13 protein-coding genes are annotated in these 11326 nt (G+C 60.3%); 8 read left to right on the top strand and 5 right to left on the bottom strand.

Translation table 11 applies throughout. The annotated features are described in order from the left end of the window. From H6B10_RS08700 to H6B10_RS08675, 6 genes are all read left to right on the top strand, one after another. Positions 1–528, top strand: a 528-nt coding sequence (locus H6B10_RS08700; RefSeq protein WP_204651237.1) for a transporter substrate-binding domain-containing protein, incomplete at its 5' end; no start/stop codon positions are given. A gap of 387 nt (positions 529–915) precedes the next feature. After that, complete coding sequence (locus tag H6B10_RS08695; protein ID WP_204651236.1) at positions 916–1590, top strand: amino acid ABC transporter permease; 675 nt, start codon at positions 916–918, stop codon at positions 1588–1590. Then, positions 1577–2323 carry an amino acid ABC transporter ATP-binding protein gene (locus tag H6B10_RS08690; RefSeq protein ID WP_330030703.1) on the top strand — a complete coding sequence of 249 codons (747 nt, stop codon included), beginning with the start codon at positions 1577–1579 and terminating at the stop codon, positions 2321–2323. The genes H6B10_RS08695 and H6B10_RS08690 overlap by 14 nt, the downstream gene beginning before the upstream one ends. 174 nt (positions 2324–2497) lie before the next feature. Then, positions 2498–3355, top strand: a complete 858-nt coding sequence (locus H6B10_RS08685; RefSeq protein WP_204651235.1) for a transporter substrate-binding domain-containing protein — start codon at positions 2498–2500, stop codon at positions 3353–3355. Further along, complete coding sequence (locus tag H6B10_RS08680; RefSeq protein WP_204651234.1) at positions 3355–4014, top strand: amino acid ABC transporter permease; 660 nt, start codon at positions 3355–3357, stop codon at positions 4012–4014. Before H6B10_RS08685 ends, H6B10_RS08680 begins: the two co-directional genes overlap by 1 nt. Before the next feature lie 13 nt (positions 4015–4027). Further along, positions 4028–4810: an amino acid ABC transporter ATP-binding protein gene (locus H6B10_RS08675; RefSeq protein ID WP_204651233.1), complete on the top strand. Its 783-nt coding sequence runs from the start codon at positions 4028–4030 to the stop codon at positions 4808–4810. 318 nt (positions 4811–5128) lie between these two features. Here H6B10_RS08675 and H6B10_RS08670 read toward each other — a convergent pair whose 3' ends face one another. The 5 genes from H6B10_RS08670 to H6B10_RS08650 all read right to left on the bottom strand — a co-directional run bounded on the left by H6B10_RS08670 (position 5129) and on the right by H6B10_RS08650 (position 8812). Beyond that, a complete protein-coding gene (locus H6B10_RS08670; protein ID WP_204651232.1) occupies positions 5129–5671 on the bottom strand; it encodes a hypothetical protein in 543 nt (180 codons plus the stop codon). A gap of 235 nt (positions 5672–5906) precedes the next feature. Further along, on the bottom strand, positions 5907–6500 hold the full coding sequence (locus tag H6B10_RS08665; RefSeq protein WP_204651231.1) for a lysine exporter LysO family protein: 594 nt from the start codon (positions 6498–6500) through the stop codon (positions 5907–5909). Then, on the bottom strand, positions 6497–6790 hold the full coding sequence (locus tag H6B10_RS08660) for a hypothetical protein (protein ID WP_204651230.1): 294 nt from the start codon (positions 6788–6790) through the stop codon (positions 6497–6499). Before H6B10_RS08660 ends, H6B10_RS08665 begins: the two co-directional genes overlap by 4 nt. Before the next feature lie 158 nt (positions 6791–6948). Continuing rightward, positions 6949–7926 carry a zinc ribbon domain-containing protein gene (locus H6B10_RS08655; RefSeq protein ID WP_204651229.1) on the bottom strand — a complete coding sequence of 326 codons (978 nt, stop codon included), beginning with the start codon at positions 7924–7926 and terminating at the stop codon, positions 6949–6951. Between the two features lie 25 nt (positions 7927–7951). Continuing rightward, complete coding sequence (locus H6B10_RS08650; RefSeq protein ID WP_204651228.1) at positions 7952–8812, bottom strand: glycosyltransferase; 861 nt, start codon at positions 8810–8812, stop codon at positions 7952–7954. A gap of 132 nt (positions 8813–8944) precedes the next feature. Between H6B10_RS08650 and H6B10_RS08645 the strand changes: the two genes are divergently transcribed. Together H6B10_RS08645 and H6B10_RS08640 are read left to right on the top strand one after the other, a co-directional pair. Continuing rightward, positions 8945–10435, top strand: a complete 1491-nt coding sequence (locus tag H6B10_RS08645; RefSeq protein WP_204651227.1) for a carboxypeptidase M32 — start codon at positions 8945–8947, stop codon at positions 10433–10435. Between the two features lie 114 nt (positions 10436–10549). After that, positions 10550–11326 (top strand): NAD(P)/FAD-dependent oxidoreductase (locus H6B10_RS08640; protein ID WP_204651226.1); only part of this gene is annotated, 777 nt, incomplete at its 3' end.

The following is an 11326-nucleotide window of genomic DNA, read 5'->3' as shown; positions in this document are numbered from 1 at the left end:
GACAGCGCCATCGCCGCTTGCCAGGCCGGTCAGGCTGACGGCATGATCGCCGGCGCTTCCATCACCGATGAGCGCAAGGCTTCCGGCTGGCTGTTCTCCGACGGTTACTACACCGCCACCCAGACCATGACCGTGGCCGAAAACTCCGACATCACCGGTTTTGCTGATCTGTCCGGCAAGAATGTGGCCGTCAAGACCGGTACCCAGGGCGCTTCCTATGCCGAGAGCCTGAAGGACGAGTACGGCTTCACCATCACCTACTTCGAGGATTCCCCCACCATGTACCAGGCGGTTCTGGGCGGCCAGTGCGTGGCCTGCTTCGAGGACACCCCCATCATGCAGGCTTCCATCAAGGACGGCGGCCTGGCCCTGAAGGTGCTGGAGGATACCGCCAATGAGGGCGGCGACTACGGCTTTGCCATCTTCAACGCCGACAACCAGGAACTGCTGGATATGTTCAACGCCGGTCTGGCCAACATCAAGGCCAACGGCACCTACGACGAGATTCTGGCCAAGTACCTCGGCTAATGTCAATCAAAAGGGGCAACAGTCGCGCACGGCAATTGCCTGACGCGCCTGTTTCCCCCTTTGGAGTACGGGTTGCGGTTCCCGCATCATGCGGCGCACCTTGTGGCGGCGCTTGCATTCTGCGACCGCGGCCCCTGCTCCGCCGCGCTGAATCTGCCGCAGGCAGCGCGCGGCTCTGCAGCCCCTTCGACAAAATTTGACCCAAAACCGCGCACTCGGCGCCCGCGCCTCGCACACAATTTTGGGCCAAATTTCCCTGGAGGTGTCGCCGTCGTCGGCGCATGTCCGCCAACGGCGACTGTTTTTAAAATTCCGGGGACGCCTGTTGTCGCAGGCGTCCCTGTTTTTCGCGCCCCTGACATTTTCCTCGAAAGGAGAGTTCTGCCCTTGATCCAGATCCTTACCACCTACGGCGGCCTGCTGCTGGCGGCCATGGGCCAGACCCTGCTGCTGGCCCTGTGCGGGTTGTTCTTCGCCTGCATTCTGGGCCTGATCTTCGGCCTGCTCAGCGTGGTCAAAAACCGCGCCGCCAACATCATCTCCATCATCTTCGTGGACGCCATCCGCGGCGTGCCCATGATCGTGCTGGCCTACTTTATCTATTTTGGCGTCCCCTACCTGCTCAATACCATTCTGGGCTTCGGCGGGGTCACCCTTACCGCCCTGCAGGCCGGCACCATCTGCCTGGCGCTGAACTGCGGCGCCTACATGGCCGAGATCATCCGCGCCGGTATCGAGAGCGTGGACAAGGGCCAGATGGAAGCTGCCCGCAGCCTGGGCCTGCCCTACTGGCGGGCCATGTTCCGGGTGGTGCTGCCCCAGGCCATCCGCACCATGATCCCCAGCATCATCAACCAGTTCATCATCACCCTCAAGGATACCTCCATCCTGTCGGTCATCGGCTTCCCCGAGCTGGTCAACACCGCCAAGAACGTGGTGGCCAACTCCTTCATGTCCTTCCAGGTATGGGCGATCGTTGCTGTGATGTATCTCATCGTCATCACCGCTTTGTCGGTGCTGGCCAAGAAAGTGGAAAGGAGACTGAACCGTGGCCGTGAATAAGCAGAATGTCAAGATCCATGTCTCCCACCTGAAAAAGAACTTCGGCAATCTGGAAGTGCTCAAGGATGTCTCTACCGACATCTATGAAGGCGAGGTCGTCGTCATTCTGGGACCTTCCGGTTCCGGCAAATCCACCTTCCTGCGGTGCCTGAACCGTCTGGAAGAGATCACCGGCGGCGAAGTGATCGTGGACGGGCATGACCTGACCAACAAAAAGACCGATATCAACAAAGTCCGCGAAAACGTGGGCATGGTGTTCCAGCATTTCAACCTCTTCAACAACCTGAACGTCATGGGCAACATGACCCTGGCCCCCACCGAGCTGAAAAAAGCTACCAAGGGCGAAGCCAAGGAAAACGCCCTGCGGCTGCTGAACCGCGTGGGTCTGGCCGACAAGGCCGAGGCCTACCCGGCACAGCTTTCCGGCGGCCAGAAACAGCGTGTGGCCATTGCCCGCGCCCTGGCCATGAACCCCGATATCATGCTCTTTGACGAGCCTACCTCCGCCCTGGACCCCGAAATGGTCGGCGAGGTACTGCAGGTCATGAAGCAGCTGGCCGCCGAGGGCATGACCATGGTGGTGGTCACCCATGAGATCGGCTTTGCCCGCGAAGTGGCCAGCCGGGTCATCTTTATGGAAGGCGGCTACATCGTGGAGGAAGGCACCCCCGACGAGGTCATCAACCATCCCAAGCAGCCCCGTACCATCGACTTTTTGAGCAAAGTTCTGTAAAAAACGGCAGGAGGGGGCAAAAAGTCCCGCTCCTGCCGCTTTTTTTGCGGTTTGCCCTTGCGCAAACCGGGTTTTTGCGGTACTATTAAAAAACACCGTTGATTTACCGCTTTAGGGCGGTGAAGATTGTGCGCGAGGGACAACGGTGGATCATACATAGGGAGGAAAATCATCATGAAGAAATTGATCAGCATGCTGCTGGCCGTGGGTATGGCCGCCAGCCTGGCTGCCTGCGGCAGCACCGCAACCACCGACTCCGCCGCTGCGTCGGAGTCCACCGCGGACGTTGCTTCCACGGCGGAAGCTGCCGCCGATACCGCCGACGGCGAGAGCGATCTGGCCTACATCCAGGAAAAAGGCAAAATGACCATCGGCTACACCGTTTACGCCCCCATGAACTACACCGATGAAAACGGCGAGTTCGTGGGCTTTGACACCGAGCTGGCCACCGCTGTGTGTGAGCAGCTGGGCGTGGAGCCGGAATTTGTGGAGATCAACTGGGATACCAAGATCGTGGAACTGGATGCCAAGAGCATTGACTGCATCTGGAACGGCATGACCCTGACCGACGACATCATGAGCAATACCGCCTGCACCGAGGCTTACGCCAAGAACGCCCAGGTCATCGTCATGAAGGCCGACGCCGGTTACACCTCCACCGCCGACCTGGTGGGCAAGACCGTGGTGGCCGAAGCCGGTTCTGCCGGTGAGTCCACCATCCAGGGGGACGAGAACCTCTCCCAGGCCGATTACATCAGCAAGAGCGTCCAGACCGACTGCCTGATGGAAGTGGCCGCCGGTACCGCTGACGCCGCCGTGCTGGACCTGACCCTGGCTTCCGCCATGATCGGCGAGGGCACCGACTACGCCGACCTGGCCATTGTGGATGAACTGAACGCCGAAGAGTACGGCGTGGCCTTCCGCAAGGGCAGCGATGCGGCTGCCGCTGTGAACGACGCCTTTGCCGCCCTGAAAGCCGACGGCACCATGCAGGCCCTGGCCGACAAGTACGGCCTGACCCTGGCCGAGTGATGGGCGAGGCGGCTGTAATTTGGGGCCGTCTGACCGAAGCGTTCTGGCTGAACTGCCAGCTGTTCGGTCTGACGCTGCTGTTTGCAGTGCCCCTGGGGCTGATCGTAGCCTTTGGTTCGATGAATCGGTTTGCCCCCCTGCGCGGGGTGGTCAAGACCTTTGTGTGGATCATCCGCGGTACGCCGCTGATGCTGCAGATTCTGGTCATTTACCTGGGCCCCGGCCTGATGGGCTTTGAAAGCCCCTGGCCGTCCGGGTCCAGCGGCCGTCTGGTGGCGGCCGTGGTGGCCTTTGCCATCAACTACGCCTGCTATTTCTCCGAAATCTACCGCGGCGGCATCGAGGCGGTGCCCAAAGGGCAGACCGAGGCCGGGCAGGTGCTGGGCATGACCCGCAGCCAGATCTTCTTCAAGGTCACGCTGCTGCAGGTCATCAAGCGGATTCTGCCGCCCATGGGCAACGAAATCATTACGCTGGTCAAGGATACCTCTTTGGCCAACGTCATCGCCAACAAGGACATCATCATGATGGCCAAGGAATACAGCGCCAAGGGCCTGATCTGGCCGCTGTTCTCCACCGCCATCTTCTTCCTGGTGTTTGTGGGGGCGCTGACACTGCTGTTCGGCTGGCTGGAAAAGCGGCTGGCTTATTTCCGGTAAGGGGGGCGCGCAGATGGCATTATTGGAAGTGGCCGGTATCGGCAAAAGCTTCGGCAGTACCGCCGTGCTGCGGGATATCTCCTTTACCCTGGAGGAAGGCGAAGCCATCGCCATCATCGGGTCCTCGGGTTCCGGCAAGACCACCCTTTTGCGCTGCCTGAATTTTTTGGAAACGGCCGACGCCGGGTCCATCACGGTGGCAGGGGAAACCCTGTGGAGTGCCGACGACGCCCGCACCCAGAGCGAGACGGCCATCCGCAAAAAGCGGCTGCATTTCGGGTTGGTGTTCCAGAACTTCAACCTGTTCCCCCAGTACACGGCATTGCAGAACGTGATGCTGGCCGGGCAGCTGCTGGCCAAGGAACGGCCCGACTACAAACAGCATAAAAAAGAGATCCTGGCTGAACTGGAAACCCACGCCCGGGAACTGCTGGCCGATATGGGCCTGTCTGACCGGGCGGGGCATTACCCGCACCAGCTTTCGGGCGGGCAGCAGCAGCGCGTGGCCATTGCCCGCGCCCTGGCCCTGAAGCCGGATATTCTCTGTTTTGACGAGCCCACCTCGGCACTGGACCCGGAACTGACCGGTGAAGTGCTGCGGGTCCTGCGTGACCTGGCGGCCAACAAGACCACCATGATCATCGTTACCCATGAGATGAAGTTCGCCCGGGATGTGGCGGACCGCATCCTGTTCATGGACGGCGGTGTGGTGGTGGAACAGGGCCCCGCCCGGGAGGTCATTGACCACCCCAAAGAGGAACGCACCCGCCAGTTTTTGGCAAACTACGGCAAATAAGTTGGAAGCCCCCGCAAGGGGGCTTTTTTTGATTCGGGCGAGCCCGAACCCCCGTAACTTAAAAAAGATATAAAAAAGGCATGGTCTTTTGACCATGCCTTTTTGGTTGGAGTTTTTTGCCTTGTTGCTTGGTGACGGCAAGGCGTGGAATTTGCCTTGTCTGCTGCTTCCCGGGTGAGTGGTTGAAGTTTCTTTGCCTTGTTGCATGGTAACGGCAAGGCGTGGAATTTCCCTTACTTGCTGCTTCCCGGGCGAGTGATTGGAGTTTCTTTGCCTACTTTCTTTGCAAAGAAAGTAGGGGCAAAGAAAGTAGGGGGGTTACACCCGCTTATACAGGATGGGTTCGTCGTAGCCGAAGGTCTTTTTGCCGTTTACTTCCATCTGCTCGGACACTTCCAGCACCTCCGGCGAGAACCGCTCAAAGAGGGTGAACTTCAGCACCGGGCTGAACATGGAAGTGCTGCCGCCCTCCCAGACGCCGTCCTTCTCGGTATACAAGGCCGGGGTGAACTTCGCCGAGGGTTTCAGGTCCGCATAGGCTACCGGTTTCAGGTTCTCATAGGTAAAGCTGTCCTTGTCGTAACCGGCGGGCAGATCGTAGCTGGTCAGCAGCACGTCGTCCCCCTGCTGGGTGAACAGGAACAGGTGCGGCGCCCCGTGGGTGGAACCGTTGGCCGTGAAATAGCTTTCCTCCACCATGAACACCCCCGCAAAATCCGCGGGCAGACCCAGGATTTTATCGTTGCAGGCGGTGTTTACATGCTCCGCATAGGGGAAATTCTCCCCCTTTTTGGCTTCGTACTGCTCTTTATTGTTGAAATGCCCGGTCAACAGTGCCATGAATTCGTTCAGCTTGCTCATACATATACCCCTTTCTGAGGTGGGCCCGCACAGCGGGCAATGATTTTCGATTCAGTCGGCGGTCCTTCCGCTTGACAAGGTCAAGTATATACCAGAAGGTTGACTTAGTCAAGTAGTAAAATCAAAAAGTTTCTGTGAACAAAAAAGAAGCGGTCCGCAGACCGCTTCCAAACCGCAAAAGGCAGGGTATCCACAAAGGACAGGTGCGCCGCCGCCCGGTGAAGGGCAGGCACCCTTAAAGGCAGAGGGAGATGATCACCGGTACAAACAGGGAACAGATCATGCCGTTGAGCACCGAGAGCACCACCGTCTCCTCGTTGGTGTATTTCAGCATCATGGGCAGGGTGGTGTCCTCACTGGTGGCCCCCGCCGGTGCAATGCTGGTGTAGTAGTTCAGCTTCAGGGCAATGAAGGGGATGATCAGGTAGGAGAAAACCTCCCGCATCAGGTTGCTCAAAAATGCCACGCTGCCCATCTCGGCCCCCACCAGCCGGCCAATGGTGGCCCCGGCCAGGCTGTACCAGCCCATGCCGCCCGCAATGGCCGCGCCGTAGTTCCAGGGCATGTGCAGCAACAGCGCGCAGAGGATGCCCCCCGCAATGGAGCCAAACATGATGCCCGCCGGAATGATGAAGATGCGCAGGTGGTATTCCCGGATCTTGGCAGCCAGGCCCCGGTACATGCCCACGCTGATGCCCACCGAGAACATCAGAAGGTACAGCACCGCATCGGTGTGGCCGGTGAGGAAGGTCACCACCGGCAGTTCCAGCCCCGAAAGGCCGTATACCAGCCCCAGCAGCAGGGCGGCAATGGTCAGCAATACCATCATTGGGGGTCCTCCTTCCCGGAGCGGCGCTTTTTGACCAGGAACCGCTCGCTGAGCAGATACACCACCACGATGGACACCACCGTGGGAACCAGAAACATCAGGAAGCTGGCCGCGCCCAGGGAGAACAGATCCTGCAAAAAGTTATCCCGCTGGCCCAGCATCACGCCCATGGAAAAAATCAGCACCAGCGTGCACACCAGGGCCAACCGTTCATTGCCGCGCTTGGCTTTGGCAGGAAAAAGAAACCGCCCTACGGCCATGCCCGCCAGCATGACAAGAAGAATATCCAAAAAAACCGTTCCTTTCTGTACACAGATAAAAGGATTGTACCAGAAAATGCCCCCAAAGTCATTGCTTTATCTTGTCATGCAGGCACAGCAATTTCTGTAAAGTGAACCGCAACACCACACAAAAACCGGGCAGGCCCCAGGGGCTGCCCGGTAAAGGTTCAGTGGGTGGAAAGCTGCAGCGTACCGCTCTTATAGTCCTGCTCGGTGCAGGGGACGCAGCGGTCAACCTGCCAGATGCCGTCCCGCCAGACGGCCTGGATGGTCATATAATCGGTACCCGATTCGGCGGCACCGCTTTCCCGGTTGGTGCCTACCCAGTGACCGGCTACGTTCAGTGTAACTTTGCCGTCGCCGTAGCCCAGGCCCTGAGTGCTGTAGGCCATGTCGGACTGTTCCAGGTCGTAGGCGACGGCGTCATAGGCGCCCATGGTGATGGCTTCGGTCCAGCTCTGGTCGTTCAGGTCGGTGGAGAACCGCAGATCTTCCACCTGCCGGGTGTTGAAGGCGTTCAGCTGGGAGCGGTAGTACACCGAGACCATGGCATCCAGGTAGCTTTCGTCGGGCTGGTTGTAGCCGTCCGCTTCGCAGGCGGTCATGGTGCCGAAGGAAGCCGTGGGATTGCTGGGCTTGGACACCAGCGCCAGGGTGGTCTGGTAGTCGCTGGCGTCCGGTACGATCGCCCGCAGCAGCATGTCGGTCTGGGTCAGCAGGTCGCGGTCGATGTACAGGCGGCCATCCTCGGCTTCGTAGTATTCGGCGGCCACACCGTCAACGGTCAGGGTCATGCCGGGGGTGGCGGTCAAATTCTCCAGGTACAGGCGGCGTTCCTCCGGAAGGCCCGCTTCCTGGGTGGTTTCGCCGGAAACCGAGGTGCTGCTTTCTCCCGACGCAGCCGCGGGCTGGGTGGTGTCATCCGGCCGCAGGAAAAGGAACCAGCCGGTCACGCCCAGAACCGCCAGCAGCACGACGGCCAGCACCACCGCCACAACGATGTTCCGGATCTTGCGGCGGCGTGCCTGCACCGGGGGCCAGGAAGCCTGCGCCTGGGGCGGTGTGGCGGACAGCGGCGCCCCGCAGGACCCGCAGAATTTCTGGTTGGGGCGGGTGGCCGCCCCGCATTTGGGACAATATTTCATAGAGATGCTCCTTTCGGCGCAGGGGTCAGGTCTCGGCAATGGCTACAAGGTATTTGTAGATCTGGGGTTTGTACTCTTCATACAGGCCCATGTGTTCGTACAGGTCCTTGTAGTAGTTGAACAGGGCCGCCCGGGTGGTCACCACGTTCATGGGGTTGAGCACCGTGTGCACGGCGCTGCCCGGGGTGTTGTAGTAGTTGTAAATGGGGGTGGACAGGGCATAGAACTTCTCCGCATAGCGGATATAGTTCAGGTTGAAGTAGAGGTCCTCCGACCAGTCCAGCTCCTCGGCACACTGGATGTCCTCATGGGCGCGGACGAGCTCGGCCCGGTACAGTTTGTTCCACATGACGCCGTAGTAAAAGCTGGCGGGTTCCTGCATCAGCCCGGCGGCAAACTGCTCCTTGTTCATGGGGCCTTCCAGCAAAAAGCCGTAGGTCTGCACCTTGTCCGGCCGCTGGGGGCGGGGACGCTTGGCCTCGGCTTCCTCGCTGCGGGGGCGGGGCGGCGTGATGCGGTTGTAATGGGCAATGACCAGGTCGGCGTCAAAGCGCTCGGCGCGGTCCACCAGCAGTTCGGTGGCGTTGGGCAGAATGGTATCGTCAGCGTCCACAAACTGCAGGTATTTGCCGGTGGCGCGGCGCAGCCCCAGGTTGCGGGTGGCGGCTACCCCGCTGTTGGCTTTGTCAATGAGGATGATGCGTTTGTCTACCCTGGCGTACATCTGGCAGACCTGCAGGCTTACGTCCTGGCTGCCGTCATTGAGCAGCAAAATCTCCAGATTCTGGTAGGTCTGGCGGCGAATACTCTCGACACAACGTGCAATATGGTTCTGTGCGTTATAGATCGGCACGATGATGCTGACCAACGGTTGCTCCTGCGGCATGGCAACATTCCCCCTTTATTTGCGATACCTACACAATACCATAAAATCCCGCCGGTGACAATGGAAAATGCTGCCGTACTGTGGTAGAATAGCAGATAGCGACATCCATTTACAAAGAACGAGGTATATGCTATGAAAGAATCCATCATGCGCCTGCGGGCGCTGGAAAAGCAGCTGTTTGCTTACCGCTATGCCCTGAACGCCATTGATTTTGACGCCGAGACCGTGGCCCCCGAGGGCAGCGCCGAAGGCCGTGCCGAAGCCTGCGAGGTGCTGAGCCGTGCCAGCTTTGACCTGCTGGTGAACGACGATACCGCCGCCCTGCTGCAGCAGGCGGCGGCCGATGCGGAGGACGAGCAGCAGGCCGCCGAGGTGCGGGAGCTGCAGCGGGAATACGACCGCACGGCCAAGATCCCCGCCGCCGAGTACGCCGCCTTTACCAAACTGGTGCAGCAGAGCATCCCGGTATGGACCAAGGCCAAGCGCACCAACGATTTCTCTCTGTTTGCGCCCTACCTGGAAAAAATCGTGGAAGCCCGCCGTGCCCAGGCCCGCTACTTTGCCCCCGACCGTGACCCCTACGAGGTCTGGCTGGACCAGTACGAGCGCGGCCTGACCATTGCCCAGTGCGATGCATTTTTTGCCACCCTCCGCCAGACCATCGTGCCGCTGCTGGCGGCCATCCGGGACCACGGCGCACCCATCCGCACCGACTTCCTGGACCAGGAATGGCCCCTGGATGCCCAGAAGCAGGTTTCCAAAAAGGTGATGGAACTGTGGGGGCTGGAGCCGGAACACTGCCTGCTGGCGGAAAGCGAACATCCCTTTACCACCGAGTTCTGGCGCGGCGACGTGCGCATTACCACCCACTACATGCCCCGGGATATGTTCTCCAACCTGTACAGCGTAGCCCACGAGGGCGGCCATGCCCTGTATGAACGCCACATTGCGCCGGAACTGGATTACACGGCCATCACCGGCGGCGCCACCATGGGCCTGCACGAGAGCCAGAGCCGCCTGTTTGAAAACTATGTGGGCCGCAGCCGTGCCTTTGTGCACTGCCTGTACCCCACCCTGCGGGAACTGTTCCCCACCCAGCTGGCCGATGTGACCGAGGAGGAGATCTGGCGCGCCGTGAACCGGGCCGAGCCGGGGCTGATCCGCACCGAGGCCGACGAACTGACCTACGCTTTGCACATTATGGTGCGGTATGAACTGGAAAAGGCCATGATCCAGGGCACCCTGGCCGTGCGCGACCTGCCCGCCGCCTGGAACGCCAAGTACAAGGAGTACCTGGGCGTGGATGTGCCCGACGATGCCCACGGCTGCCTGCAGGATATCCACTGGTCCATGGGCGATATGGGATACTTCCCCAGCTATGCCCTGGGCAGTGCCTACGGCGCCCAGGCCATTGCCGACCTGCGCAAGACCATGGACCTGGATGCCCAGTGGGAGAAAGGCGACCTGCAGCCGCTGAAGGACGCCCTGTGCGACCGGCTGTGGAAGTACGGCAACCTGAAAGAACCCGCCTGGCTGGTCAAGAGCCTGTGCGGCGGCGACTTTGACCCCCATTACTTCACCGATTACCTGAAGGCCAAGTACACCGATCTCTACCGCCTGTAATGCGTAAATTTACACTTTATTCACAGGCGGGGGCTTGTATTCGGGGTAAACTATAGTATACTGGTATTGTAGGAATTGGAAGATTCCGGAAACTGACCGAAAGGAGCGTTCCCTATGGAGCGTGTAGACATTGCCGTGATCGGCAGCGGTCCCGCGGGGGTATCGGCGGCCATTACCGCCAAACTGCGGGGCAAAAGCCTGCTGCTCTTCGGCAGCAAGGAGCTGAGCGACAAGATCGGCAAGGCCCACAAGATTCAGAATTATCCCGGTCTGCCCGATGTGACGGGCCAGGAACTGCGCGGGGCATTCCAGCAGCATCTGGAAGCTATGGGTATCACCGTTACCGAGGCCCGTGTCAATGCCGTTTACGCCATGGGGGACTATTTCGCCGTACAGACGGCAGGGGAAACCTATGAAGCCACCACGGTGGTGCTGGCCACCGGTGTGGTACAGGGCAAGGCTCTGCCCGGCGAGGAAGAATATCTGGGCCGGGGCGTGAGTTACTGCGCCACCTGCGACGCCCCCCTCTACCGGGGCAAGGCGGTGGCGGTGATCGGCTCCAGCCCGGCGGCGGAACCGGAAGCCGCTTATATGGCGGAAGTGGCGGGATCGGTGCTGTACCTGCCCCTGTACGAGGGTACGCCCGACCTGCCGGACACCGTGCAGGTGGTACGGGAAAAGCCCGCCGCCGTGGTGGGCGAAGCCACCGTGACGGCCCTGCGCACCGATGCGGGGGAATACCCGGTGGACGGTGTGTTCCTGCTGCGGGATGCCATGGCCCCCACCCAGCTGGTGCCGGGCCTGGAAGGGGCCGGCGGCCATGTGGCGGTAAACGCTAAAATGCAGACCAATCTGCCCGGCTGTTTTGCCTGCGGCGATGCCGTGGGCCTG

It is taken from the genome of Gemmiger formicilis (assembly GCF_016901605.1).
GTDB lineage: Bacteria > Bacillota > Clostridia > Oscillospirales > Ruminococcaceae > Gemmiger > Gemmiger formicilis_B.
Note: the sequence above shows the minus strand (reverse complement) of the source record. Positions and strands in the feature narration are given on the sequence as shown.

Coding starts and splice junctions, on each gene's coding strand:
- H6B10_RS08685 (WP_204651235.1), top strand. CDS start 2,498: ATGAAGAAATTGATCAGCATGCTGCTGGCCGTGGGTATGGCCGCCAGC.
- H6B10_RS08680 (WP_204651234.1), top strand. CDS start 3,355: ATGGGCGAGGCGGCTGTAATTTGGGGCCGTCTGACCGAAGCGTTCTGG.
- H6B10_RS08675 (WP_204651233.1), top strand. CDS start 4,028: ATGGCATTATTGGAAGTGGCCGGTATCGGCAAAAGCTTCGGCAGTACC.
- H6B10_RS08670 (WP_204651232.1), bottom strand. CDS start 5,671: ATGAGCAAGCTGAACGAATTCATGGCACTGTTGACCGGGCATTTCAAC.
- H6B10_RS08665 (WP_204651231.1), bottom strand. CDS start 6,500: ATGATGGTATTGCTGACCATTGCCGCCCTGCTGCTGGGGCTGGTATAC.
- H6B10_RS08655 (WP_204651229.1), bottom strand. CDS start 7,926: ATGAAATATTGTCCCAAATGCGGGGCGGCCACCCGCCCCAACCAGAAA.
- H6B10_RS08650 (WP_204651228.1), bottom strand. CDS start 8,812: ATGCCGCAGGAGCAACCGTTGGTCAGCATCATCGTGCCGATCTATAAC.
- H6B10_RS08645 (WP_204651227.1), top strand. CDS start 8,945: ATGAAAGAATCCATCATGCGCCTGCGGGCGCTGGAAAAGCAGCTGTTT.